This is a genomic window from Streptomyces sp. NPDC048196, from assembly GCF_040652715.1.
GTDB lineage: Bacteria > Actinomycetota > Actinomycetes > Streptomycetales > Streptomycetaceae > Streptomyces > Streptomyces siderophoricus.
Window position 1 is genome coordinate 1 of the sequence record NZ_JBEZMM010000020.1, and the last position, 24,098, is coordinate 24,098.

Annotated in this window: 24 protein-coding genes; 12 read left to right on the forward strand and 12 right to left on the reverse strand. The window is 74.5% G+C overall.

Annotated features, from left to right (window positions below; all coding sequences use genetic code 11):
• Nucleotides 1-73 precede the first annotated feature (73 nt).
• The gene (locus tag AB0E02_RS20465; RefSeq protein WP_362141317.1) at nt 74-778 is read right to left on the reverse strand and encodes a DsbA family oxidoreductase; all 705 of its coding nucleotides are present in this window, start codon (nt 776-778) and stop codon (nt 74-76) included.
• 100 nt (nt 779-878) lie between these two features.
• On the opposite strand from AB0E02_RS20465, the gene AB0E02_RS20470 reads away from it, so the two are divergent.
• Entirely contained in the window at nt 879-1,583 is a 705-nt protein-coding gene (locus tag AB0E02_RS20470) for a class I SAM-dependent methyltransferase (RefSeq protein WP_362141318.1), read from the forward strand.
• Here AB0E02_RS20470 and AB0E02_RS20475 read toward each other — a convergent pair.
• Together AB0E02_RS20475 and AB0E02_RS20480 are read right to left on the reverse strand one after the other, a co-directional pair.
• Entirely contained in the window at nt 1,510-2,106 is a 597-nt protein-coding gene (locus AB0E02_RS20475) for a GNAT family N-acetyltransferase (RefSeq protein WP_362141320.1), read from the reverse strand. The two genes, AB0E02_RS20470 and AB0E02_RS20475, sit on opposite strands and share 74 nt — an antisense overlap.
• Nucleotides 2,107-2,114: 8 nt before the next feature.
• Nucleotides 2,115-3,674: an aldehyde dehydrogenase (NADP(+)) gene (locus AB0E02_RS20480; protein WP_362141322.1), complete on the reverse strand. Its 1,560-nt coding sequence runs from the start codon at nt 3,672-3,674 to the stop codon at nt 2,115-2,117.
• Between the two features lie 236 nt (nt 3,675-3,910).
• Between AB0E02_RS20480 and AB0E02_RS20485 the strand changes: the two genes are divergently transcribed.
• The 3 genes from AB0E02_RS20485 (at nt 3,911) to AB0E02_RS20495 (ending at nt 6,826) form a co-directional block, all read left to right on the forward strand.
• Complete coding sequence (locus AB0E02_RS20485) at nt 3,911-4,681, forward strand: IclR family transcriptional regulator (RefSeq protein WP_362141324.1); 771 nt, start codon at nt 3,911-3,913, stop codon at nt 4,679-4,681.
• A gap of 97 nt (nt 4,682-4,778) precedes the next feature.
• On the forward strand, nt 4,779-6,089 hold the full coding sequence (locus tag AB0E02_RS20490; RefSeq protein WP_362141326.1) for a histidine kinase: 1,311 nt from the start codon (nt 4,779-4,781) through the stop codon (nt 6,087-6,089).
• Nucleotides 6,086-6,826 carry a response regulator transcription factor gene (locus AB0E02_RS20495; RefSeq protein WP_362141328.1) on the forward strand — a complete coding sequence of 247 codons (741 nt, stop codon included), beginning with the start codon at nt 6,086-6,088 and terminating at the stop codon, nt 6,824-6,826. The genes AB0E02_RS20490 and AB0E02_RS20495 overlap by 4 nt, the downstream gene beginning before the upstream one ends.
• Here the strand turns inward: AB0E02_RS20495 and AB0E02_RS20500 are convergent.
• The gene (locus AB0E02_RS20500; RefSeq protein WP_362141330.1) at nt 6,798-8,030 is read right to left on the reverse strand and encodes a hypothetical protein; all 1,233 of its coding nucleotides are present in this window, start codon (nt 8,028-8,030) and stop codon (nt 6,798-6,800) included. The two genes, AB0E02_RS20495 and AB0E02_RS20500, sit on opposite strands and share 29 nt — an antisense overlap.
• On the reverse strand, nt 8,030-9,001 hold the full coding sequence (locus AB0E02_RS20505) for a 5-dehydro-4-deoxyglucarate dehydratase (RefSeq protein WP_362141332.1): 972 nt from the start codon (nt 8,999-9,001) through the stop codon (nt 8,030-8,032). The genes AB0E02_RS20500 and AB0E02_RS20505 overlap by 1 nt, the downstream gene beginning before the upstream one ends.
• A 306-nt stretch (nt 9,002-9,307) precedes the next feature.
• Between AB0E02_RS20505 and AB0E02_RS20510 the strand changes: the two genes are divergently transcribed.
• The 3 genes from AB0E02_RS20510 (at nt 9,308) to AB0E02_RS20520 (ending at nt 11,891) form a co-directional block, all read left to right on the forward strand.
• A complete protein-coding gene (locus AB0E02_RS20510; protein ID WP_362141334.1) occupies nt 9,308-10,153 on the forward strand; it encodes an NAD(P)-dependent oxidoreductase in 846 nt (281 codons plus the stop codon).
• A gap of 135 nt (nt 10,154-10,288) precedes the next feature.
• Complete coding sequence (locus AB0E02_RS20515; protein ID WP_030411749.1) at nt 10,289-10,561, forward strand: GlsB/YeaQ/YmgE family stress response membrane protein; 273 nt, start codon at nt 10,289-10,291, stop codon at nt 10,559-10,561.
• An 88-nt stretch (nt 10,562-10,649) separates the two neighbouring features.
• A complete protein-coding gene (locus tag AB0E02_RS20520) occupies nt 10,650-11,891 on the forward strand; it encodes a TerD family protein (protein WP_362141495.1) in 1,242 nt (413 codons plus the stop codon).
• On the opposite strand, the gene AB0E02_RS20525 is transcribed toward AB0E02_RS20520, so the two are convergent.
• The gene (locus tag AB0E02_RS20525) at nt 11,866-12,900 is read right to left on the reverse strand and encodes an MsnO8 family LLM class oxidoreductase (protein ID WP_362141337.1); all 1,035 of its coding nucleotides are present in this window, start codon (nt 12,898-12,900) and stop codon (nt 11,866-11,868) included. The genes AB0E02_RS20520 and AB0E02_RS20525 overlap by 26 nt on opposite strands.
• A 69-nt stretch (nt 12,901-12,969) precedes the next feature.
• On the opposite strand from AB0E02_RS20525, the gene AB0E02_RS20530 reads away from it, so the two are divergent.
• The gene (locus tag AB0E02_RS20530) at nt 12,970-13,854 is read left to right on the forward strand and encodes a class I SAM-dependent methyltransferase (RefSeq protein ID WP_362141339.1); all 885 of its coding nucleotides are present in this window, start codon (nt 12,970-12,972) and stop codon (nt 13,852-13,854) included.
• Here the strand turns inward: AB0E02_RS20530 and AB0E02_RS20535 are convergent.
• The gene (locus AB0E02_RS20535; RefSeq protein ID WP_362141341.1) at nt 13,851-15,305 is read right to left on the reverse strand and encodes an alkaline phosphatase PhoX; all 1,455 of its coding nucleotides are present in this window, start codon (nt 15,303-15,305) and stop codon (nt 13,851-13,853) included. The two genes, AB0E02_RS20530 and AB0E02_RS20535, sit on opposite strands and share 4 nt — an antisense overlap.
• A gap of 161 nt (nt 15,306-15,466) precedes the next feature.
• A complete protein-coding gene (locus AB0E02_RS20540; protein WP_362141343.1) occupies nt 15,467-16,972 on the reverse strand; it encodes a hypothetical protein in 1,506 nt (501 codons plus the stop codon).
• 246 nt (nt 16,973-17,218) lie between these two features.
• On the opposite strand from AB0E02_RS20540, the gene AB0E02_RS20545 reads away from it, so the two are divergent.
• The 3 genes from AB0E02_RS20545 to dapA all read left to right on the forward strand — a co-directional run bounded on the left by AB0E02_RS20545 (nt 17,219) and on the right by dapA (nt 20,486).
• Nucleotides 17,219-19,057 carry an endonuclease/exonuclease/phosphatase family protein gene (locus AB0E02_RS20545; RefSeq protein WP_362141344.1) on the forward strand — a complete coding sequence of 613 codons (1,839 nt, stop codon included), beginning with the start codon at nt 17,219-17,221 and terminating at the stop codon, nt 19,055-19,057.
• A 135-nt stretch (nt 19,058-19,192) separates the two neighbouring features.
• Nucleotides 19,193-19,342: a hypothetical protein gene (locus tag AB0E02_RS20550; protein ID WP_199812430.1), complete on the forward strand. Its 150-nt coding sequence runs from the start codon at nt 19,193-19,195 to the stop codon at nt 19,340-19,342.
• 199 nt (nt 19,343-19,541) lie between these two features.
• Entirely contained in the window at nt 19,542-20,486 is a 945-nt protein-coding gene (gene dapA, locus AB0E02_RS20555) for a 4-hydroxy-tetrahydrodipicolinate synthase (protein WP_362141346.1), read from the forward strand.
• Here dapA and AB0E02_RS20560 read toward each other — a convergent pair.
• The 4 genes from AB0E02_RS20560 to AB0E02_RS20575 all read right to left on the reverse strand — a co-directional run bounded on the left by AB0E02_RS20560 (nt 20,389) and on the right by AB0E02_RS20575 (nt 23,439).
• Nucleotides 20,389-21,318 (reverse strand): EI24 domain-containing protein, encoded by a 930-nt coding sequence (locus AB0E02_RS20560; protein ID WP_362141348.1) that lies wholly within the window; start codon nt 21,316-21,318, stop codon nt 20,389-20,391. The two genes, dapA and AB0E02_RS20560, sit on opposite strands and share 98 nt — an antisense overlap.
• A gap of 155 nt (nt 21,319-21,473) precedes the next feature.
• On the reverse strand, nt 21,474-22,481 hold the full coding sequence (gene dapD / locus AB0E02_RS20565; protein ID WP_362141350.1) for a 2,3,4,5-tetrahydropyridine-2,6-dicarboxylate N-succinyltransferase: 1,008 nt from the start codon (nt 22,479-22,481) through the stop codon (nt 21,474-21,476).
• 128 nt (nt 22,482-22,609) lie between these two features.
• Nucleotides 22,610-22,930: a multidrug efflux SMR transporter gene (locus AB0E02_RS20570; RefSeq protein ID WP_362141352.1), complete on the reverse strand. Its 321-nt coding sequence runs from the start codon at nt 22,928-22,930 to the stop codon at nt 22,610-22,612.
• Nucleotides 22,931-22,974: 44 nt separating this feature from the next.
• Nucleotides 22,975-23,439: an SgcJ/EcaC family oxidoreductase gene (locus AB0E02_RS20575; RefSeq protein WP_362141354.1), complete on the reverse strand. Its 465-nt coding sequence runs from the start codon at nt 23,437-23,439 to the stop codon at nt 22,975-22,977.
• A gap of 145 nt (nt 23,440-23,584) precedes the next feature.
• On the opposite strand from AB0E02_RS20575, the gene AB0E02_RS20580 reads away from it, so the two are divergent.
• On the forward strand, nt 23,585-24,058 hold the full coding sequence (locus AB0E02_RS20580; protein WP_362141356.1) for a MarR family transcriptional regulator: 474 nt from the start codon (nt 23,585-23,587) through the stop codon (nt 24,056-24,058).
• Nucleotides 24,059-24,098: the final 40 nt, after the last annotated feature.

Here is a 24,098-nt window from a genome sequence, read left to right on the forward strand (position 1 = left end):
CACCGGCCGACCCGGTTGTTCGGGTGGTTGGTCGTGCCCGGTCGGCCGCCGGCCGCCGGCCGGCGGCCGGCGGTCAGCTTCCGGGCACCGCGCAGCCGTCCGGCCCGCAGACCTCCGCGTCACCGGCCGGCACGAGCTCCACCACTCCGTCGGCGTGGGCCCGCTCCAGGGCCTGCCGGAAGACCTCGGCGGGCTGGCCGCCCGAGATGCCGTAGCGGCGGTCGATGACGAAGAACGGGACGCCGGTGGCGCCCAGCTCGGCCGCCGCGCGCTCGTCGGCGCGCACCTCCTGGGCGTACGCGTCGGGGTCGGCGAGCACCCGGGCGACCTCGTCGGCGGGCAGCCCGGCGCCGGTGGCGAGCTCGGCGAGGACGGCGGGGTCGCCGAGCGGCCGGGCCTCGGCGAAGTTGGCGCGGTAGAAGGCGTCGAGCAGCGCCTCCTGGCGGCCGTGCGCCTCGGCCAGGTGCAGCAGGCGGTGCAGGTCGAAGGTGTTGCCGTGGATGCGGTCGGAGCGGTAGCCCAGGCCCTCCTCGGCGGCCGCGGCGGCGACCCGGGCCTCCATCTGCTCGGCCTGGGGGCGGCTGACGCCGTACTTGGCGGCGAGCATGTCGAGCACCGGGACGTCGGAGGCGGGCGGCGCCTTCGGGTCCAGCTCGAAGGAGCGGTGCACCACCTCGACCTCGTCGCGGTGCGCGAACGCGGCGAGCCCGGCCTCGAAGCGGGCCTTGCCGATGTAGCACCAGGGGCAGGCGATGTCGGACCAGATTTCGACGCGCATGTGCTGACTTTCCTCGTCGGGACGGGTGGGGACCTGCGGGGACGTATTCGTGTGTCCAACCGCGCGGGGCGCCGGGCTATTCCGCGGGTACCGTCCGGACATGACCTCGCCACAGGGATTCCTCGGTTTCTGGGAGACGACCGGCTCCGCGAAGACCTTCACCCACCCGCTCGATCCGGGTCTGCTGGACGCCCACGTGCCGCGGGAGGCGCGGGTGCTGGACTACGGCTGCGGCTACGGGCGGCTGACCGCCGAGCTGGCGGGGCTGGGGTACCGCGGGGTGTGCGGGGTGGACGTCTCGGCGGCGCTGATCGCGCGGGGGCGGCGGGAGCACCCGGAGCTGGACCTGCGGCACCACCCGGGGCTTCCGCTGCCGTTCGGGGCGGGGTCCTTCGACGCGGCGCTGCTGTTCGCGGTGCTCACCTGCGTGCCCCGGGACGCGGACCAGGAGGCGATCGCCGGGGAGCTGGGGCGGCTGGTGCGGCCGGGCGGGGTGCTGTACGTGAGCGACGTGCCGCTGCAGGACGACACGTTCAACCAGGAGCGGTACCGGCGGTTCGCGGACCGGTACGGGACGTTCGGGGTGTTCGAGACGCCCGACGGCGGGGTGTTCCGGCACCACACCCCGCAGCGGCTGCGGGAGCTGGTGCGGGCGGCGGGTTTCTCGGTGGTGGCGGAGCGGTCCGGGTCGGTGGGGACGCTGGACGGGCGGCGGGCCGAGCGGCTGCAGCTCATCGCCCGGAGGACGGCGGCTCCGGCGGCGGAGCGTCCGGAGCCGGGCCGGTCAGGTCCAGCGCCAGAGTGAGGTGGGTGGCGTCGGGGGCGGGGCGGCGGTCCGGGTCGGGGCGCCAGCCGAGCCGGTCGTAGAAGGCGCGGGCGCGGTGGTTGTGCCAGAGGACGTCGAGGACGGCGCGGGAGAATCCGGCCGTGCGCCAGGCGCGCAGACAGGCGGTGTGCAGGGCGCGGCCGACGCCGGTGCCCCAGTGGGCGGGCGCGACGTGCAGCTGGTCGAGCGCGACGGTGGGCCGGGCCGTGCCGCTGCGATCGGGTTCCCCGCGCGCCGTCGAGGCGTGCGGGAGGTAGGAGGCGGCGCCGACGACCGCGCCGTGCCGTTCGGCGCAGAGCGCGGGTGCGTCGGCGCGGTCCAGGACCCGCGCCCAGGCGTCGTGCCAGCGGGCCTGTTCGGCCGGGATGTCGAAGGGCGCGCCGGGGTGGCGGGCATGGTGGTACGCGGCGCGGGCGCCGGCGTGCAGGGCGGCGATCGCCGTCAGGTCCCCGCAGGTGGCGCCGCGGACCCGGAGGACGGCCGTCTCCGGGGCGGGGCGCACGCCGGGCCTCACCCGCCCTCGGGGCGGCCGTCGACCCGGCGCGGCAGCCCGAGGGGATTGCCGTCGCGGAGTGCGGGCGGCAGCAGGGCGGGCGGGGTGTCCTGGTAGGCGACCGGCCGCAGCCAGCGTTCCACGGCGGTGCCGCCGACGGAGGTGGCGGTCGAGGTGGTGGCCGGATAGGGGCCGCCGTGGTGCTGGGCGGGCGCGACCGCGACGCCGGTGGGCCAGCCGTTGACGACCACCCGGCCGGCGAGCGGGGTGACCCGGGCGAGCAGCCGGGCACCGAGGCCGCCGCCGTCGGCGGTGTCCCCGTCGGTGCCGGCGGACTCCGCGTCGCTCAGGTGGAGGGTCGCGGAGAGGTTGCCGGGCAGCCGGGCGAGGACGGCACCGATCTCGGCCTCGTCGGTGTAACGGGCGACGACGGTGACCGGGCCGAAGCACTCCTCCAGCAGCAGGTCGTACGGGCCCTCGGCGGTGAGACGGGCGGCGGGCACGGTGAGGAAGCCGGCGCTGACGGTGTGCTCACTGCCGGCCCCCGGGGTCACCGGGGCCTCGACGTCGGGCAGTTCGGCGCGGCCGCGGATGCCGCCGAGGAACGCCTCGCGCATCCGCCGGTCGAGCATCACCCCGGCCTCGGTGTCGCTGACCGCGTCGGTCAGCGAGGTCAGCAGCCGGTCCCCGGCCGGCCCGGCGGGCGCCAGCACCAGGCCCGGCTTGACGCAGAACTGGCCGGTGCCCAGGGTCATCGAGCCGGCCAGCCCGGCGCCGATCTGCTCGGCGCGTTCGGCGGCCGCGGCCTCGGTGATCACGACCGGGTTGAGGCTGCCCAGCTCGCCGTGGAAGGGGATCGGGTGCGGGCGGGCCGCGGCCGCGTCGTACAGGGCGCGGCCGCCGCGGACCGAGCCGGTGAAGCCGGCCGCGGCCACCAGCGGGTGGCGGACCAGGTCGATCCCGGCCTGGAAGCCGTGGACGAGGTGCAGTACGCCGGCCGGCAGCCCGGTCTCGTCGGCGGCGCGGCGCAGCAGCGCGGCGCACAGTTCGGAGGTGGCGGGGTGGTCCGGGTGCGCCTTGACGACGACCGGGCAGCCGGCCGCGAGGGCGCTGGCGGTGTCGCCGCCGGGGACGGAGAAGGCGAGCGGGAAGTTGCTGGCGGAGTAGACCGCGACCACGCCCAGCGGGATCTTGTAGCGGCGCAGGTCGGGCCGGGGCGGGGTGAGGCCGGGGTCGGCGTGGTCGATCCGTACGTCGAGGAAGGCGCCCTCCTCGACGAGGTCCGCGAAGGACCGCAACTGGTAGGTGGTGCGGGCGAGTTCGCCGGTGAGGCGGCCGGGGCCGAGCGCGGTCTCGGCGTCGGCGGCCTCGATGACCGCCTCGCCCGCCTCGTCGAGCAGGCCGGCGGCGCGGCGCAGCAGCGCGGCCCGCACCGCACGGTCGGCCAGCGCGTCCCGGGCGGCGTGCGCGGCGCGGACCGCGCTGTCCACCTCGGCCGCTGTGGCCTCCACCGCAACCTGCTCCCGCCGCTTCCCGGTTCGGGGGTCGACACTCCAGACTGGTGCTGCCGCTGCCACCGTGCATTCCTCCTGGTGATGCCGTGCCGAGGTCGTACCGCGTCGTGCCGCATCGTGCTGCGTGGTGCGGGCCCGTCGCCGTGCCGGTCCGGAACGTCCGTTCCCGGGCGTGCTGCCCGGTTTCCGGAGCCGCCCGGACCTTGCAGCGGGCCGGACACCGTTCGATATGCTGAACGTCGTCCCAGATCTTGAACAAACGGGACTCTATGGCTGTCCGAACAGAGGGGTCAAGGGCGATGTCAGCTGCCGATTCCGGAGGATCGCAGGTCAAGTCCGCGGTGCGGACGGTGGAACTCCTGGAGTACTTCGCGGGCAGCCCCGGTATGCATTCCCTCGCCTCCGTCCAGGAAGCCGTCGGCTACCCGAAGTCCAGCCTCTACATGCTGCTGCGCACCCTGGTCGACCTCGGCTGGGTGGAGACCGACGCGACCGGCACCCGGTACGGCATCGGCGTCCGCGCGCTGCTGGTCGGCACGTCGTACATCGACGGCGACGAGGTGGTGGCGGTGGCCCGGCCGACGCTGGACCGGCTCTCCGACGACACCACCGAGACCATCCACCTCGCCCGCCTCGACGGCACCAACGTGGTCTACCTCGCCACCCGGCAGTCGCAGCACTACCTGCGCCCGTTCACCCGGGTCGGCCGGCGGCTGCCCGCGCACTCCACCTCGCTGGGCAAGGCGCTGCTCGCCACGTACACCGACGACCAGGTACGGGCGATGCTGCCGCCGGGCCTCGCGCAGCTGACCGAGCACACGATCACCGACCGCGAGCAGCTCATCGAGGAGCTGCACGCGGTGCGCGAGCAGGGCTACGCGGTCGACCGCGAGGAGAACACCCTGGGCCTGCGCTGCTTCGGTGTGGCGATCCCCTACCGCACCCCGGCCCGGGACGCGATCAGCTGCTCGGTGCCGGTGGCCCGGCTGACCCCGGCCCATGAGCAGATGATCAAGGACACCCTGTTCGACGCCCGCGACCGGCTGGCCCTGGCGACCCGACGGCTGTGAGGCGCCCCCCGGGCCGAGTGGCCCTCCCCCGTACGGCGGAGGCGGATCGTCGGCGGGACCGAGGCGCGCGGCCCGGCCGGGCGGAAGGCTGGCGGGCATGAAAGGACACGTCCGGCTGCGGCTGAGGGGCGGCCGCTGGGTCCATCTGATCCTGGGCGGCGCGCTCCTGATGCCGTTCTACCTGCTGGCCTCGGTCGTCCTCCCGCTGTTCTGGCCCGGCGCCGACCCGCTGCGCCAAGTGCCCGTGCAGTTCACCGCGTTCGGCTGCGCGCTGCCGCTCGCCGCGGGGGCCGGGCTGCTCTTCCCGCTGCTGCGCCCGCTGGAGGTGGCCGCCGTACGGTCCCTGTGCGGGGTGCCCGGGGAGCGGCTGGCCGACGGACCGGCGCTCACGTGGGCGGCCCGCCGGCGCAGTGCGCTGTGGTTCGTGGCCCATCTGACGGCCGGCGGCGTCGTCAGCGGTATGACCCTGTCCGCGCCGCCCGCCGCGATGGTGCTGCTGGTACTGCCGTTCTCCGCGCCGCTACGGGACTCCGTACCGGCCTGGACGCGGGAGCTGCCCGGCGTCCTCGGCCCGCTCGCCGGGCTCGGCCTGCTGGGCCTGGTCCTTTGCACCACCTGGGCGGCCGGGGCCCTGCTGGCCCGCTGCGCCCCGCCGCTGCTGGGGCCCACCCCCGCCGACCGGCTGGCCGCGGCCGAACGCCGCGCCGCCGACCTGGCGTCCCGCAACCGGCTGGCCCGCGAACTGCACGACTCCGTGGGCCACGCGCTGAGTGCGGTCACCCTCCAGGCGAGCGCGGCCCGCCGGGTCCTGGACGCGGACCCCGAGTTCGCCCGCCGGGCGCTGGCCGCCATCGAGGAGACCACCCGCGCCGCGGTCGCCGAACTGGACACCGTCCTGGGCCTGTTGCGCGAGGAGGACGGCTCCGACCCGGCGCTGCCCGCGCCCACCCTGGACGCCCTGGAAGCACTGCTGGAGCGGACCCGGGCGGCGGGCGTACCGGTCGAGGCGACCGTGCGGGGCCGCTGCACCGGCCTGCCGCCGGTGGTCTCCCGGGAGGCGTACCGCATCGTGCAGGAGGGCCTCGGCAACGTCCTGCGGCACGCCGGACCGGTCCCGGTACAGCTCCAACTCCTTGCGGAGCGTGGCGAGTTGACGCTTCGGCTGGAGAATCCGCTTTCCGGGGCGGCACCGGAGGGAGCGCCCCGGGACGGCGGCGGCCGCGGTCTGCGGGGCATCGCGGAGCGCGCCCGGCTGCTCGGCGGGGAGGCGGCCGCCGGGCCGCGGGACGGCACCTGGCGGCTGACCGCCCGGCTGCCCCTGGCGGCGCAGACTTACGACACCACGGATGACGCCGGGAACGGGACGCCGGGCCGACGACGGGCCGGGCCGGAGGGGGACGCACCATGACACAGGAACCGGCCACGGAGCCGTCGGCCGAACAGGGCGGGCCGCCGGCCTCCCCGCTCCCACTGCGCATCGTCCTCGCCGACGACGAGCGGATGGTGCGCACCGCGCTGCGCGCCATCCTGGGCGCCGAGCCCGACCTGGAGGTCGTCGGCGAGGCGTCCACCGGAGCCGAGGCGGTGCCGCTGATCCGGTCGCTGCGCCCGGACGTGGTGCTGATGGACGTGCGGATGCCGGAGATCGACGGGATCCGGGCGACCGAGCAGGTGCTCGCCACCATGCCCGAGCCGCCGCGGATCATCGTCGTGACCACCTTCGAGAACGACGCCTACGTCTACGACGCGCTGCGGGCCGGCGCCAGCGGCTTCCTGCTCAAACGGTCAGGCGCGGACGAACTGGTGCAGGCGGTACGGCTGGTGGCACGCAGCGACTCGCTGCTCTTCCCGGCCGCGGTGCGCCGGCTGGCCGCCCGGCACGCCGGGCAGCGGGCCGCGGAGAACACCGCGCGGCTGCTCCGGGCCCGGCTGTCCGACCGGGAGCGGGCGGTGCTGCGGCTGATGACCGCGGGCCTCACCAACGCCGAGATCGCCGATCGTCTCGGCGTGGGCCCCGCCACGGTGAAGACTCATGTGGCGGGCGTGCTGGCCAAACTCGGCGTGCGGGACCGCACCCAGGCCGTCATCACGGCGTACGAGTGCGGGTTCGTCCGCCCTACGGCCGCTCCCCCGCTGCATCCCTGAGCCCGGCCAGCGCCTCCCGGACGGCGGCCAGGTCGTCGTTGCCGGCCAGGCCCGCGTGGTACAGATGCAGCTCGTCGGCGCCCAGCCGGGCCGCATGGGCGGCGTCGGCGGCGAGGGTGCGGGGGCTGCCGCCCAGGCCGGAGACGATGGTGAGGTTGGCGGCGACCGTCGCGGCGGCGGGGCGCGGACCGGCGAACGGGCCGAGTGCCGCGGCGCGGGCCGCCGCGCCGCCGGTGCAGGGCAGAACCACTCCGTCCGCGTCGGCCAGCGCCTCGGCCGGGTCCACACCGGGGTGCGCGCCGCAGCGGTGGGTGGCGGGATCGGCGTGCAGCAGCACCCGGAAGCCGCCCGGCGCGGCCGCCCGTACGGCGCCCACCACCGCGCGCCGCAGCCTACGGGCGGCGCGGTCCCGCCAGGTGCGCAGCACACCCGCCGGCTCCGCGCCGAGCAGCGCCTCGACGGCGGCCCACTCGCCCTCCCGGTCCGCCGGAGGGGCGGACGGCCCGGACGGCGCCTCCGCCGACCAGAGCGGCTCCAGGGCGCTCACCACCGCCGCCCTCAACTCCCGGGCGGATATGCCGGGTTCGCGGTACCCCTCGGCGCACACCGTGCAGAAGCAGACCGACATCAGGTACTGCGCGGCGGCGGACAGCGGCACTCCGGCGATCTTGTCGTGGGCGTGCAGATGGGCCAGCCCGTACCAGCCGCAGGACTCCAGTTCCGTACCGCGGGCGCCCGGGCGGACCGCGGCCTCGGCGGCGAGGTCGACGAGGTAGCCGCGCACCTCGGGCCGGGCGATGCACGGTGCCCACGGGTAGGCGTCCCCATAGGCGTTGCGGACGACGACGGACGGATGCTCGGTGCCCAGGCGGGAGTTGTGCGCCAGAACGACCCAGGTGTGCACCTCCAGGCCCGCGTCGGCCAGCGCCCGGGCGGCCGCGCCGAAGGGGTCGGGGCCGGCCACCCAGTCCGGGGTGTAGGGGCGGAGCTCCCGGCCGGACCAGCGGGCGGGGTCCGGCGGGTAGAGGACGGCGGAGTGCCGGGCGGTGACGATGCGGTGGCGCGGGTGGCGCGGGGTGAGGGCGCGGGTGGAGTGGTAGGCGGCGGCCAGGGACACCTGGTCGACGCCGAGGCCGGCGAGGCGTGCCGGGGCGTCCGGGTCGCCGATGATGTCCCAGGGGTAGAGGAAGGCGGCGGCGCGCATCAGGCGCCGGCCCCGGGTGCCGCCGCGGCCAGCTCCAGGCCGTGGTGGAGCAGTGCGGCCAGCTCCTCCAGGTGCGCCGGGGCCGGTTCGGAAAGCGGGGGCCGGACCTCGCCGACGTCCAGGCCGCGCAGCCGGACACCCGCCTTGACCAGCGAGACGGCGTAACCGCGGCCCTGGTTGCGGAGTTCGACCAGCGGCCGGTAGAAGCCGTCCAGCAGCCGCTGCACGGTGTCGTGGTCGCCGGTGGCGAGCGCCCGGTGGAAGGCGAGGGCGATCTCGGGGGCGAAGGCGAAGACGGCGGAGGAGTAGAGGTGCACGCCCAGGCCCCGGTAGGCGGGGCCGGTGAGTTCGGCGGTGGGCAGGCCGTTGAAGTAGAGGAAGTCCTCGCCGGGGGCCTCGGTGCGGACCGCGCTGATGATGCGCTGCAGCAGATCGAGGTCGCCCAGCCCGTCCTTGAGGCCGATGATGCCGGGGGTGCGGGCCAGGGCGGCGACGGTGGACGGGGTGAAGACGGCGTTGTCGCGCTGGTAGACGATGACCGGCAGCCCGGTGGCGGCGGCGAGGGCGGTGTAGTGCCGCAGCAGGCCGTCCTGCCCGGCCACGACGAGGTAGGGCGGCAGGGCGAGCAGTCCGTCGGCGCCCGCCCGGTGGGCGAGGCGGGCGAAGTGGACGGCGAGCGCGGTGCCGTAGCCGGTGCCGGCGATCACCGGGACCCGGCCGGCGGCCTCCTCGACCGCGGCCGCGACGCAGTCGGCGAACTCCTCGGGGCCGAGCGCCGGGAACTCGCCGGTGCCGCAGCAGGCGAAGACCGCGGCCGCGCCCACGTCGATGCCGCTCCGTACATGGGCGCGGAAGGCCGTCAGATCCAGGGTGCCGTCGGGGCCGTACGCGGTCACGGGGAAGAACAGCGGTCCGTCGAGGCGGTCGGCGAGCCGGGGGCCGGCTGCGGCGGGAGGAGGGGGTGCGGTCACTGGCTCTCCCTGACATGCCTGCATGTGGGGACGGGTGCATGTTTCTGATCGATGTCCATATCTCTGAACCGCGTTCACGCTAGAGCAGCCGACCTCCACGGTCAAGGATGCCCAACTCCCCTGACACCAGCGGGATGACAAGCCGATTTACCCGATCCGTCACATGTCTTGACCGGCCATGGCGCCCTCCCTAGCGTGTGGCGTCCACGGACATGAATCGGCCCTCGAACGCCGCCCTCGAATGCGCCCGTCCGTGCCGCACGGGAGCCGTCCGCCCACCTCCACCGCCCGAGGAGTCCACCGCCCATGACCGCACCCCGCACCGTCCTGCTCACCGGCGCCGCCGGCGGGCTCGGCACCCTGATGCGCGAGCTGCTGCCGCCCTACGGGTACCGGCTGCGCCTGTTCGACCGGCGTCCCGTCGAGCACATCGAGAAGGTCGGGAACGCCGTGAACGCAGCGGGTGAAGCGGAGGTCATCACCGCCGAGTTGGCCGACAAGGAGGCGCTGCGCGAGGCGGTGCACGGGGTCGACGCGATCGTCCACTTCGCCGGGATCTCGCTGGAGGCCCCGTTCGAGAAGATCCTGCGCGCCAACATCGAGGGCACCTACCACCTCTACGAGGCGGCGCGCGAGGCGGGCGTCCGCCGGATCGTCTTCGCCTCCTCCAACCACGCGGTGGGCTTCACCCCGCGCCCGGCGGACGGCTCCGGCGCGATCGGGGTGGACACCCCCCGCCGCCCGGACACCTACTACGGCCTCTCCAAGGGATTCGGCGAGGACCTCGCCTCGCTCTACTGGGACCTGCACGGCATCGAGACGGTGTCCGTCCGGATCGGCTCCTGCTGCCCGGAACCGACCACGGTCCGGATGCTGTCGACCTGGCTGAGCCCGGCCGACGCGGCCCGTCTGCTGCACGCCGCGCTCACCGCGCCGGACGTCGGCCACACCGTCGTCCACGGCTCCTCCGCCAACACCCGCCTGTGGTGGGACCTGTCGTCCGCCCGCGCCCTCGGGTACGAGCCCAGGGACGACGCCGAGCCGTACGCCGCCGAACTCCTCGCCGCCCAGGGCGAACTGGACCCCGACAATCCGGAACACGCCCACCTCGGCGGCAGCTTCTGCACCGATCCGCCCCAGTGGCCCCACTGAGCGCCGGCCGCCGGCCCGGGCGGTGCGCACGTGGTACGGACCACGGCACGGAACCCGCGCCGCCCGGCCGGCGTCCTCGTCTGTGCACCGGCACCCGCCGGGCACGCACACACGCGCAGGAACGAGGAACGCATCATGGGCATCGTCAGCTGGCTCGTACTGGGGCTGATCGCGGGCATCATCGCCAAGGTCCTGCTGCCGGGGCGCGACCCGGGCGGGATCGTCGGCACGACCCTGATCGGCATCGTGGGGTCCTTCATCGGCGGCTGGCTGTCCACCAAGTTCCTGCACCGCCCGATACCGAAGGACTTCGGCGAACCGTCCATGTGGATCGCCTCGGTCGCCGGTGCGCTGGTCCTGCTGATCGCCTACCGGCTGCTGTTCGGCAACTCCCGCGAACGACGGTGAGGACGACGGTGCGGCGGCCCGACGGCCGGCCGGCCGCGGGTAATGGAACCGCAAAGGCGAACCGATCGTTGGTCCCGGCATGACCGCTATGACTCCTGGCTCGAACCTCCCGCTCACCGCCGTACGGGTCGCGGTGGACGTCACCGCCCCCGTACGGCTGGACGTCTCGGGCCTGCTGCTCGGCCCCGACGGCAAGGTGCGCTCCGACGACGACTTCGTGTTCTACAACCAGCCCACGGGCCCCGGTGTGACGTACTCCGCGGCGGCCGGCGGCGACACCATCACGGTGGACACCGCCGCGGTGCCCGACGCCATCGAGAAGATCGTGGTCACCGCGAGCCCGGACACCCCCGGCGCGACCTTCGCGGGCACCGAGCCGACCGGCACCGTCCGCAACGCCGACGACGGCAGCCTGATCGCCACCTTCACCCCGCCGCGGCTGGGCGCGGAGACCGCGCTGGTGGTCGTCGAGATCTACCGCCGGGCCGGGGCCTGGAAGGTCCGCGCGGTCGGCCAGGGTTACGCCGACGGCCTGGCGGGGATCGCCACCGACTTCGGCGTGAGCGTCGAGGAGCCCGCCGCCCCGGCCGCCGCCCCCGCCACCCCGGCGGCCCCGGCGACGCCTACCGCCCCGCCGGCACCGGCCGCTCCCCCGGCCCCGGCCGGCCAGTGGGGCCCGCCCGCCGGCGCCCCGGCCCCGGTGGCCCCGCCGCCGGCCGCCGCGCCCTCGCCCGCCCCGGCGCCCGGCTCCGGGAAGGTCAACCTCGACAAGGGCCGGGTCAGCCTGCAGAAGAACCAGACCGTCTCGCTGGTCAAGGGCGGCCGCCCGCTGCTCGGCTCGGTCCGGATGGGCCTCGGCTGGGAGCCCGCCTTCCGCGGCAAGAACATCGACCTGGACGCCTCCGTCATCGCCTATGGCCCGGACCGCAAGAAGATCGACAACTGCTTCTTCGGCAAGCTGATGATCCTCGGCGGCGCGGTCCAGCACTCCGGCGACAACCTCACCGGCGAGGGCGCCGGCGACGACGAGGCGATCACCGTCCACCTCGGCGGGGTGCCCCCGGAGGTGACCGGCCTGGTCTTCGTCGTGAACTCCTTCTCCGGCCAGAAGTTCTCCGACGTCGCCAAGGCGTACTGCCGCCTGCTGGACGCCGGGACCGGCGAGGAACTGGTCCGCTTCGACCTCACCCACGGCGAACCGCGCACCGGCGTGATGATGGCGAAACTGATCCGCCAGTTCTCCGGCGAGTGGGAGATGACCGCCATGGGCGAGTTCGTCGACGCCCGCACGGTCCGCGGGATGGTCAAACCCGCCGGTCAGGCGCTGTGAGCCCGGCGATCCGCGCCAGCCGCTGGTACGACTCGGTCAGCGCCGCGCGGTCGTAGGTGCTGGTGGTGACCAGCACCTCGTCCGCGCCGCTGCGGTCGATCAGCGTGCCGAGGGCATCGGCGACCTGCTCCTCCGTGCCGTGCACGTGCCCGCGCAGGGCGTCCTCGTAGAAGCCGCGTTCACGGTCGGACATGCCGGCCGTGGCCGCCGGGCCGTCCTCGGCGGGCCGCAGCGGCGGGAAGACGCCGTGGGTACGGGAGTGGGCGAGCGCGCGGGCCTCCGGCAGCAGCAGCCGGCGCGCCGCCGCCTCGGTGTCCGCCATCGCCACCGTCCCGGAGACGACCACGTACGGGCGCTCCCACAGCGGCGAGGGCCGGAAATCCTGGCGGTAGCCGTCGATGGCGTCCAGCATCCGCTGCCGGCCGCGGACGTCGCCGATGACCAGCGCCAGCCCGGCCGCCGCGGCGATCCGCGCGCCGGCCCCGGTCGCCAGGACGAACGCCGGGATCCGCAGCCCCTCCGCGGGCCGCGCGTGGACCTGCGGATGGGCGGTCTGCTCACCCGTGAAGTAGCCGAGCAGCTCGGCGAGTCGGTCGCCGAAGTCCTCGGTGGCGTCCTTGTCCGTGCCCAGGGCGCGGCGGATCCCGCCGGTGAAGCCGACCGACCGGCCGAGCCCCATGTCGATCCGGCCGGGGAAGAGCGACTCCAGCACCCCGAACTGCTCGGCGACCACCAGCGGCCGGTGGTTGGGCAGCATCACCCCGCCGGTGCCGACCCGGATCCGGGACGTCGCGGCGGCCACCGCGGCGGCGAGCACGGTCGGCGCGGAGCCGGCCACGCCGGGCACGCTGTGGTGCTCGGAGACCCAGAAGCGGTGGTAGCCGAGCTCCTCGACGCGGCGGGCCAGCGCCACCGTGTCCCGCAGGGCGGCCGCCTCCGGGTGCCCCTCCCTGGTGCGGGAGCGGTCCAGGACCGAAAATTGTGTCGTCCGTGTCGTCGAGTTCCCCACCCCTGCTTCAACGTCCCGCCGCCCCCAGGATTCCCGTCCCGCCCGCCGGCCGCGGAAGGAGCCTTCCCCATGGCGCAGCAGCAGCCGGAGAGCGGCCCGGCCGGGGCCGCCGGCCACCCGGACGGCCCAGCGGCCGCGCCGGACCTCCCGCCGCGGGTCGCGAGGGTCTACGGCGAGTGGGACCTGGCCACCGTGCCCGCCTTCGCCGGCGGGTTCATCAACTTCGGCTACTGGGCGGGACTGGGCGAGCTGACCGGCCGGGTGCTGACCGAGGCGGACCGGGTACGCAGCGAGCAGGACCTCTACCGCCTGGTGCTGGGCACGTTCGGCGAGGCGCGCGGCCGCAGCGCCCTGGAGGCCGGCTGCGGGCGCGGGCTGGGCTGTGCGCTGGCGTTGCGGGAGTTCGGGCTGGCTCCGGTCATCGGTCTGGACGCGCACCCCGACCAGATCGCCCGGGCGCGGGCCGCGCACGCCGAGCTGCTCGCCGGGGGCGCGGGCGGCGCGGGGCGGCTGACGTTCGTGCTGGGGGCGGCCCAGCGGATGCCGCTGCCCGCGGACACCGTCGACTGCCTGTACTCCGTCGAGGCCGTGCAGCACTTCCGTTTCCCGGCCGCCTTCGCCCGGGAGGCGGCGCGGGTGCTGCGGTCCGGCGGCCGGCTGGCGCTGACCACGTTCTTCGCCCGTACGCCGGGGGCCGCCCGGGAGCTGCCGGGGCTGCTGCCGCCGTACGCCGACGGGCTGGACGTGCCGCATGTGATCGACGAGTTCGCCGGGACGCTGGCCGCGGCCGGGCTGCGGGACGTCGTGGTACGGCCGATCGGCGACGCGGTGTGGGAGGGGTACGACCGGTACATGGCCCAGCAGCCCGAGCTCTCCGACGGGTGGCCGCGCCGCTATCTGACGGCGTACGAGACCGGGCTGCTGGACTACTACCTGCTGACGGCGGCGCGCTAGGACCGGCGGCCGTGCCGCTTCCAGGGGCCGGTGATGGCCAGCATGATGCCGGGCTCCTGGATGTTGGCGAAGAGGGTGCGGCCGTCCGGGGAGAAGACCGGGCCGGTGAACTCGCTGTACTCGGGCTCCTCGGCGGTGCCGATGTTGAGTTCGTTGCGGGCCAGCGGGTAGGTGCGGCCGTCCTCGGTGGCGCCGAAGAGGTGCTGGACGCCCTCGCCGTCCTCGGCGATGATCAGGCCGCCGTAGGGCGAGACGGTGATGTTGTCCGGGCCGTCGAACGCGCCGTCCTTGCCGGGGTCAGGGTTGACGCCGAGCAGCACCTTCAGGGTCAGGGTCCGCCGCCGCGGGTCGTAGAACCAGACCTGCCCGTCGTGCCGGACCGGGCTCTCCTCGCGGGCGTAGGAGGACACCACGTAGGCGCCGCCGTCCGCCCACCACAGGCCCTCCAGCTTGCGGGCGCGGGTGATGTCGCCGTCCTTGAACTGCTTGCGGACGGAGGTGGTGCGGGCGTCGCGGTCGGGGACGTCTATCCAGTCGACGCCGTAGACGGTGCCGGGCCTGGTGGCGCGGGAGAGGTCGTCGACGAACCGGCCGCCGGAGTCGAAGCACTTGAACGCCTGGAGCACACCGGCGTCGTCGGCGAGGGTGCGCAGCCGGCCGCGGCCGTGGTGGAAGCCCTGCGGCGGGGTCCAGCGGTAGAAGAGGCCGTTGGGGCCGGCGGCGTCCTCGGTGAGGTAGGCGTGGCCGCGCCGGGGGTCGATGACGACGGCCTCGTGGGCGTAACGGCCCAGCGCCTTGACGGGCTTCGGGTCGTGTCCGGCCCGCCGGTCGCGCGGGTCGACCTCGAAGACGTAGCCGTGGTCCTTGGTCATGCCGTGCTGGCCGGCCTTGTCCTCGGTCTCCTCGCAGGTGAGCCAGGTGCCCCAAGGGGTGGTGCCGCCCGCGCAGTTGGTGGACGTGCCGGCGATGCCGACCCACTCGCCGACCGGGGTGCCGTCCTTGGCGACCTCGACGACGGTGCAGCCGCCGGCCGCGGCCGGGTCGTAGACCAGCCCTGCGGCGAGCGGGACCGGGTGCGGCCAGTCGGCGCGCGGGCCCTTCAGCTCGTGGTTGTTGACCAGGAGGGTGGTGCCGCGGTGGCCGGCGAAGGTGCCGGTGCCGTCGTGGTTGGAGGGGGTGGTCTCACCGCTGTCGAGCCTGGTGACACCGGAGTGGGTGACGATCTGGTACGAGAAGCCGGCGGGCAGGGCGAGGATGCCGTCCGGGTCGGGCAGGAGCGGGCCGTAGCCGGCCGGGTGGCCGGGGCCGTCCGCCGTGCCGTCCGCGGCCGGTGCCGCGTCCGCGGCGAGCGCGCCGGGCGCGGTGGCCAGTACGCCGGCGCTGCCGGCCAGCGCGACCCCCGCGCCGGCGAGGGCGGAACGCTTGGCGAAGTCTCTCCGGGTGAGCGGCATTGTCATCTCCAAGATGGCCGGTTCTACTCCCCTGTGCCTGCGCCGCACACGCTCTCGTGCGTCGTCGAACTCCAGTTGAACGCGGCGCGACATCCAGGAAGCAGTTGGGGCCGGCCCGCGGCGGTGTTTCCCGCCCGCGGACCGGCCCACGCAGAGATCATTCAGTTCGACTGCCGGGAGCGCGCCTTGAACGCGGCCTTGCGGGCCTCCTTGGCGGCCTTCTTGTCCGGGTGCAGCCGGCCCATGGCCTCCAGGACGTCGGCGGTGGCCGGGTGGTCCACCCGCCAGGCGGCGTCGAAGAAGCCGCTGTGCTGCTCGGTCAGGCCTTGGACCAGGTCGCGCAGCTCGGCCTCGGCGCCCTCGTCCGCGCTGGCCAGTTGGGCGGCGATGGTGTCGACCGTCAGCCAGAAGATCATGTCCTGGGACGGCTCGGGGATGCCGGGCAGCCCGCGCTCGGCCAGCCAGACCCGGGCCAGACCGCCCAGCTGCCGGTCGTCGAGCACCTCGCGCAGCGCTGCCTCGGCGTCCGGGGCGACCAGCGAGAGGGTCTGCTGGGCGGCGAGCCGGCGGCGCGGGGCGCCCTCGTCGTCGCCGCGGGCGGCGCCGAGCAGCTCCCGGGCGGCGTCGAGCGGGGTGCGGGCGGCGAGCCACTGCTCGGACTCGGCCTGGGCGTGCGCCTCGGGGTAGTCGGGCAGCGCGTCGAGGAGGACGTCGGCGCCCTTGCCGGTGAGGTCGCCGACCGCCGGGGCGTCGGCGCCCGCGTCCAGCAGCCGGGCGCGGACCGCGTAGACGCCGAGCGGGGTGAGGCGGACCAGACCGTAGCGGGAGACGTCCTCGTCGGTGAGGGGTTCGGCCGCCCTGACCGTCTCACCCTCCTCGTCCAGTTCCTCGATGAGCGCCTCGTCGACCGGCCGGTACGCGACCAGGCCGATCGGCTCCAACACCCGGAACTGGTCGTCGAGCCGCATCATCGCCTCGGAGACCTCTTCGAGGACGTCGTCGGTGGGCTCGTCCATGTCGTCCGGGACGATCATGGAGGCGGCCAGCGCGGGCAGCGGGACGCTCTGGTCGGGGCCCTCGGCCAGGGCGGTGAGGAGGTAGAGGTTGCCGAGGATGCCGTCGAGCAGCTCGGCCTCCTCCTCCGGGTTCCAGTCGAGGGCGTCCAGGTCCAGCTCACCGCCCTCGGCGAGCTGGTCGGCGAGATCGGCGAGGTCGGGGGCGGCCGCGTCGGCGAGCACCGTCTCCATGCCGGACAGCCAGATGTCGAGGACGTCCTGCGGGCTGCCGGAGGTGAGCAGGGCGAGCTCCTCGCCGGGGGTGGCGGTGCCGACCGCGGCGTCGTCGGCCGGCCCGGCCCCGTCCCCGGCCGTCGTCCCGTCGGCCTCCGGGGTCTCCTCGATCTCGACCAGGCCGGTGTCCACCGCGAGCTGCCACGCCTCGGCGGTGCAGGCCGGGCCGTCCTCGTCGGCGGTCAGGCCGAGGTGCTCGGTGGCGGCGGCCAGCGCGTCATGGAGGATCTCCCCGCCGGCGCCGACCGGGACGCCCCGCTCGGCCCAGCGGGCGAGCCGGACGGCCCGGGACATCAGGGGGGCGCTGAGCGCGTCCCGGGCCAGTTCCGCCTCGGAGAGCAGCCGCACCGGCGGCAGGGTGGGACGGTCTGCGGACATCGGGTGCTCAGCTCCTCGGAACGGACTACGGCTGGGGGTACCTCCCAGCGGTAGCTCCGGGGAGGGCGCCGCCCCAGCGTAGACGGAATTCTCCGTATCTCGGGCGGTTCACCCCCGCGCCGCCCGCCGGTCACCGGCAGAACCTTGACAACTCCCTTGCCCGCACAAGAGATTGACGCGCGTAGCGTGACGCCGTTCCGGCTCCGCACACGCTCTTTCCACCCCCCTCTCCCCTCGGAGGCATGCATGCCGTCCCGTCGTCCGCTCCGCAGACCGGCCGCCATCGGCGCGGTCGTAGCGGCCGCCCTCGCCGGTGGACTGCTGACCGCCACCCAGTCCGCCTCGGCGGCCGGCACCCGGATCCACGACATCCAGGGCAGCACCCGAATATCCCCGCTGGCCGGGAAGCAGGTCAGCGACGTGCCCGGTACGGTCACCGCCGTCCGGGCGTTCGGCTCCTCGCGCGGCTTCTGGGTGCAGGACCCGCACCCGGACGACGACCCGGCCACCAGCGAGGCGGTCTTCGTCTTCACCGGCAAGGAGACCCCGAAGGTCTCGGTCGGTGACGCGATCACGTTCTCCGGCACGGTCAGCGAGTACTACCCGGGCGGCAAGGACGCCGGCCTGCAGTCCGTCACCGAGATCACCAAGGCGACCTGGCAGACCGGCTCGTCGGGCAACCCGCTGCCGGCCGCGTTCACGCTCAACTCCGCCTCGGTGCCGAACCGTTACGCCCCCGACGCGGGCGGCAAGAGCATCGAGTCGCTGAAGCTGCGCCCCGGCTCTTACGCGCTGGACCGCTACGAGTCGCTGGAGGGCATGCGGGTCGCGGTCGGCGGCGCCCGGGTCGTCGGCCCGACGAACCAGTACCACGAGCTGTGGGTGACCGCCGAGCCGGGCCACGACCGCACCCCGCGCGGTGGCACCCTCTACCGTTCGTACGCGGACCCCAACGGCGGCCGGGTGAAGGTGGCGTCGCTGATCCCCTTCTCCGAGCGGCCGTTCCCGGTGGCCGACGTCGGCGACACGCTGGCCGGCACCACGGCCGGGCCGCTGGACTACGACAACTTCGGCGGCTACACCCTCCAGGCCACCGAGCTGGGCAAGCTCACCGGCAAGGGCCCGAAGCCGGAGACCACCCGCAAGCAGAAGTCCGGCGAGCTGGCGGTGGCCACGTACAACGTCGAGAACCTCGCGCCGGACAACCCGCAGGCGAAGTTCGACCGGCTGGCCAAGGCGCTGGTGCACAACCTGGCGGCCCCGGACGTCGTCGCCCTGGAGGAGGTCCAGGACGACAGCGGCGCCAAGGACGACGGTACGGTCACCGCCGGCTCCACCCTGAAGAAGCTCACCGACGCGATCAAGGCGGCCGGCGGCCCGGCGTACGACTGGCGGGCGATCGACCCGGTCAACGACCAGGACGGCGGCCAGCCGGGCGGCAACATCCGGGTGGCGTTCCTGTTCAACCCGGCGCGGGTGTCGTTCACGGACGTCAAGGGCGGCGACGCCACCACTCCGGTCACGGTGGTCGGTGACCACGGCCGGGCCGCGCTGTCCGCCTCCCCGGGCCGGATCGCGCCGGCCGACCCGGCGTGGAAGACCAGCCGCAAGCCGCTGGCCGGGCAATTCTCGCTCAAGAGCCGCCCGGGCAGCCGGATCTTCGTGATCGCCAACCACTTCAACTCCAAGGGCGGCGACCAGGGCCTGGACAGCCGTTTCCAGCCGCCGGTCCGCTCCTCGGAGACCCAGCGCACCGCGCAGGCGAAGCTGGTGAACGCCTTCGTGAAGGACCTGCTGGCCAAGGACCCCAAGGCGGACGTGGTGGTGGCCGGTGACCTCAACGACTACCAGTTCTCGCCGGCCCTGAAGGACCTCACCGCCGGTGGCGTCCTGACGGACCTGGTGAACGGGCTGCCGGCGGCGGAACGCTACGGCTACGTCTACAGCGGCAACTCGCAGGTGCTCGACCACATGCTCACCAGCCGGCATCTGACCAGGCCGGACTACGACATCGTGCACATCAACGCCGAGTACGCCGACCAGGCCAGCGACCACGATCCGCAGGTGCTGCGGATCAAGCCGTGAGCCCCGCACTCCCCTTCACCAGTCACCCCGAGTGACCTGTCCGTCACTCCACCGGCCCACGTCCGGGAGCCGATCCCGGCCGGGGGTGCGGTACTGGGCAGGTAAGCAACATTCGGCGAGACATAGGGAGTCATCATGCCGAAGGCGCAGAACCGTAAGTCGGGCAACAAGGACCGTGCCGCGGAGCGGCGCGCCGACCAGCGGAAGCCGAAGTCGTCGGAGGAGTCCGCGTCCGAGCGGACCCAGGACCTGAAGCGTTCGCGGAATGGCCTGACTGACGCGTGATGGGCCTCAGCAGCCCGGCGGCCGTCGCACCGAGAGGTGCGGCGGCCGCCCCGCGTTTGCGGGGTGCGGAGCAACCGGCAGCGCGGCACGGCCCCACAAGCCATCAAGCCATCAAGCCATCAACTACATGGCATCACTTAAGAATCGCGCAAGAACAACTAAGTGGACGTGAAAGATGATGGGCCTTCACACTTCCGGCATGGAGAACCCCACCCCCTTCGGCCGTACCGCGGTCGCCATGATCACCCCGTTCACCGCGGACGGGGAACTGGACCCGGACGGCGCCCAGCGGCTCGCCACCCGGCTCGTCGACGAGGGCGGCTGTGACGCCCTGGTCCTCAGCGGAACCACCGGCGAGTCCCCCACCACCTCGGACGCCGAGAAGGAGACCCTGCTGCGGGCCGTCGCCGAGGCGGTCGGCGACCGGGCCTGGATCACCGCCGGGGTCGGCACCAGCGACACCCGGCACACCGTCGAACTGGCCCGCAGCGCCGAACGGGCGGGCGCGCACGGCCTGTTGGCGGTCACGCCGTACTACTCGCGGCCCCCGCAGGAGGCCGTCGCACACCATCTGCGCACGGTTGCGGACGCCACCGGGCTGCCGGTGATGCTCTACGACATCCCCGGCCGCACCGGCACCGCGCTGACCGCGGACACCCTGCTGCGACTGGCCGGCCACCCGCGGATCGCGGCGGTCAAGGACTGCGGCTACGACCTGCTGAAGTCGGCGAAGGTACTGGCCGCGACGGACCTCGCGTACTACGCGGGCTGCGACGAGCAGATCCTGCCGCTGCGCGCGCTGGGCGGCGCCGGCTGCGTCAGCACGGCCGGCAATGTGGCGCCGCGCGCGGTGCGTGCGGTCCTCGATGCCTACGACGCCGGCGACACCGCCGGCGCGGCCCGCCGCCAGCTCGCCCTGATCCCGCTCATCGAGGCGGTGACCGGGTCCGGAACGCCCGGCACGGTCGCCGTGAAGGCGCTGCTGACGCACCTCGGGCTGCCGGCCGGGCCGGTCCGTGGGCCCCTGCTGGACGCGGACGCCGCGCTCACCAGCCGGCTGGTGGACGCCCTGCGGACGGCCCTGGACCGGACCGCGGACGCGGAGGCGGAGGCGAGTGCGGTGCCGGCGGGGGTACCGGGCTAGCCGGGAGGGGGCCGACGCCGGCCGGGGCCGCACCCTCGACGCGGACCGCGGCCCCGTCCGCGCCCCGGTCGCCGCCCTCGTCCCCGTTCCCGTTCTCCTCCGGCAGCAGGTCCCGCACCAGCAGCGTCGCGCCGGCCACCGCACCCGGCATCAGGGCGACCGCGAGGAACGGGATCAGGAAGAGCAGCACGAGCGGGGTGCCGAAGCCGACCGCGAGCGCCTTGCGCCCGCGCAGGTGCCGCAGCCGGGCGCGCACCGGGACGTCCCGGCGCTGCATCGCCACCGCGGTCAGCTCGACGGTGAGGAAGAACCCGGAGACGCAGAAGCCGATCGCGGGCACCACGGTCTGGCCGAGGAAGGGCACGAAGCCGAGGACGAACAGCAGCACGCCGAAGCCGGCCGCGCGCAGCAGTACATGGACGCTGTCCCGCAGCGCGAGCGCGATCTCCCGCCACAGCGGCCGGTCCGGGCCGGGCGGGCAGTACCCCTCGCTCTGCTCGACCTGCTCCGAGAGCGACTCGTAGAACGGGTCGCCGATCAGCAGGGTGACCGCCGTGAAGGTCAGCACCGACAGCGTCAGCCCACCGGCCAGCAGCAGCGCCACGAACACCCCGCGCAGCAACTGCTGCCAGGGCGAGCCCCAGTCGTCGGCGAACGGCGTCGCCCAGGCGGCGAGATCACCGGACCAGATGGCCAGCGCGGTGAGCACCCCGGCGTAGAGCACCAGCGCGATCAGCGCCGGGATCAGCCCGAACCCCCACCACCGGCCGTGCCGGGCGACCCAGCGCTGCCCCTCGCCCAGATACCGCATCCCCGCTACAAGATCACGCATGGCGCAAGCCTAGAGGGTGCCCGGCGGCGGCGGGGACCGGGCGGGCCCCACGCAAAGGGCGGCCCGGCGGAAAGGTTTCCGCCGGGCCGCCCTCCGCTTCACCGAGGGTGCGCCACCGCCCCGTTGGGGGCCGGGCCGTCAGGGGTGACCGGCCGTCAGTTGTGGCTGTGCAGGATCTCGTTCAGGCCGCCCCAGGTCGCCTTGTTCGGGCGGGCCTCGACGGCGCCGGTGGTGGAGTTGCGGCGGAAGAGGATGTGGTCCGCGCCGGACAGCTCCAGGGCCTTGACGATCTGGCCGTCGGGCAGCGTGACCCGGGTGCCCGCGGTGACGTACAGACCGGCCTCGACGACGCACTCGTCGCCCAGGGCGATGCCGATGCCGGACTCGGCGCCGAGCAGGCAGCGTTCGCCGATCGAGATGATCTGCTTGCCGCCGCCCGAGAGGGTGCCCATGGTGGAGGCGCCGCCGCCGACGTCGGAGCCGTCACCGATGACCACGCCGGCGCTGATCCGGCCCTCGATCATGGAGGTGCCGAGCGTCCCGGCGTTGAAGTTGACGAAGCCCTCGTGCATGACGGTGGTGCCGGCGGCGAGGTGGGCGCCGAGGCGGACCCGGTCGGCGTCGGCGATCCGCACCCCGGCGGGCGCGACGTAGTCGGTCATCCGCGGGAACTTGTCGACGCTGGTGACCTGGAGGTGGAGGCCCTCGGCGCGGGCGTTCAGCCGCACCGTCTCCAGCCGGTCGACCGGCACCGGGCCCAGCGAGGTCCAGGCGACGTTCGCCAGCGCGCCGAAGATGCCTTCGAGGTTCTGCCCGTGCGGCTTGACCAGGCGGTGGCTGAGGAGGTGCAGACGCAGGTAGGCGTCGTGCGCGTCCAGCGGCTTGTCGTCGAGCGAGGCGATGACCGTACGGACGGCCACGACCTCGACCTCGCGGACCGGGTCGGGACCGATCGCCTTGAGGACGGCGGCGCCCAGCAGGTCGGTGGCGCGCTCGTCGTCCAGGCGCTCGGTGCCGGCCGGGCCGGGGCCCTCGGCGGTCACGGTCACCAGCTCGGGGGCCGGGAACCAGGTGTCGAGAACGGTGCCGTCGGAGGTGACGGTGGCGAGCCCGGCGGCGACGGCGCCGGTCGTGCGTGAAGCGGAGGTAGCAGCATCGGTCATGCGGGAAACCTAACCGGAGGGCGCCCGTCGAGGCGAACCGGTCTCAGTGCTCGGGCCCGGCCCGTACGGTCGCACAACCCGCTTCGTAGGGCCGCACGAGTCCGCCGCCGGCCGTGCCGCCGAGGTCGTCAGTGCGCCCCGTCCAGGTTCAGCACCACGACCCCGGCGATCACCAGCAGCACCCCGAGGACCTTCGGTGCGCTGGCGCTCTCCCCCAGGAACACCATGCCGATGGCCGCGATCAGCGCGGTCCCGACGCCGGCCCAGATGGCGTACGCGGTGCCCATGCTCATCGACTTGAGGGTCTGCGCGAGCAGCGCGAAGGCGATCACGTACCCCACCGCGGTGCCCAGCGACGGCCACAGCCGGCTGAAGCCGTCGCTGTACTTCATCGAGGTGGTCGCGAGGATCTCGGACAGGATCGCGCCGGCGAGCATCACATAGGCCATGCGGACGACCGTACCGAGCGCGGGGACCGCGGTCAGCGGCCCGGTCAGCGGGCCTTCGGGGCCCAGCGGGCCAGGGCGGCGCTCAGCGCCTCCGTGCGGGGCCGGTGGCGGGTGTTGTGGAAGGCGCGGATCCGCCAGTCGCCGTCCGGCTCGCGGACCAGGACGTACGTCTGGACGGAGAGCGCACGGCGGCCCGGCCGGGTGCGGCGGCCCTTGAGGACGGCGCCGCGGGCGTGGACCAGCGCCACGTCCGGGGCGAGGAACACCAGGTCCGTGATCTCGGCCCAGAGGCGGGAGCCCGCAAGGACGCCGGCGAACAGCCCCCGGTGGCCCTCGACGACCCCCTCGCGGCCGGTGAGCCGGCCGCCGTAGAAGGTGATGTAGTCGGCGTCCTCGGTGAACGAGCGGCCGTAGGCGTCGGCGTCGCCCCAGGCGAGCCGGTGCGCCGCGAAACGCTCCCGTACGGCGGCCGCCGCGTCCTGGCTGGTCCCTGCCGGTGATGCGTTCATGACTCCCCCTGCGGAAACTGGTGGCTGCAGCTTATTTGCATGCACGCATGCAATATATGCAGACGTGCAAGGATGTGGCAAGGGGCCGGCCGCGAGGGCGCGAGCCCCGCGAACGAGTCATGGTTCCGTCCGGAAGGTGAGCGAGATGTCCGACCAGCAGCGCGACGCCCTGCTGCAGCAGCACGCCGACAGCTACCGCGGCTATGTCACGGCCACCGTGCTGCACGGCCAGGCCGCCGCTGAGGTGCTCGGCCAGCACCCCACCGACCTCTACGCGCTGCACACCCTGGAGCTCGCCGGGCCGCTCACCACCGGCGCCCTCGCCGAGCGCATCGGGCTCTCCCAGAGCGCCACCACCCGGCTCGTCGACCGGCTGGTGCGGGCCGGCCGGGCCCGCCGGGCCGCCGACCCCGAGGACCGGCGGCGGGTGGTCGTCGAGCCGCTGCCGCTGCCGCACGAGGAGGACGAGGCGGCCTTCGGGCCGGCGCGGCGGCGGATGGCCGAGGTCTTCCGGACCTTCAGCGCGGACGAACTGCGCGTGCTCTTCCGCTACTTCGCCGCGGCGGCGCCGGCACTACGGGCCGCCACCACGGAGACCAAGGGCCTGCCCGGCGACTGACCGCACGGGCCCGGAAACGCGACACGGCCGTGCCCGCCAG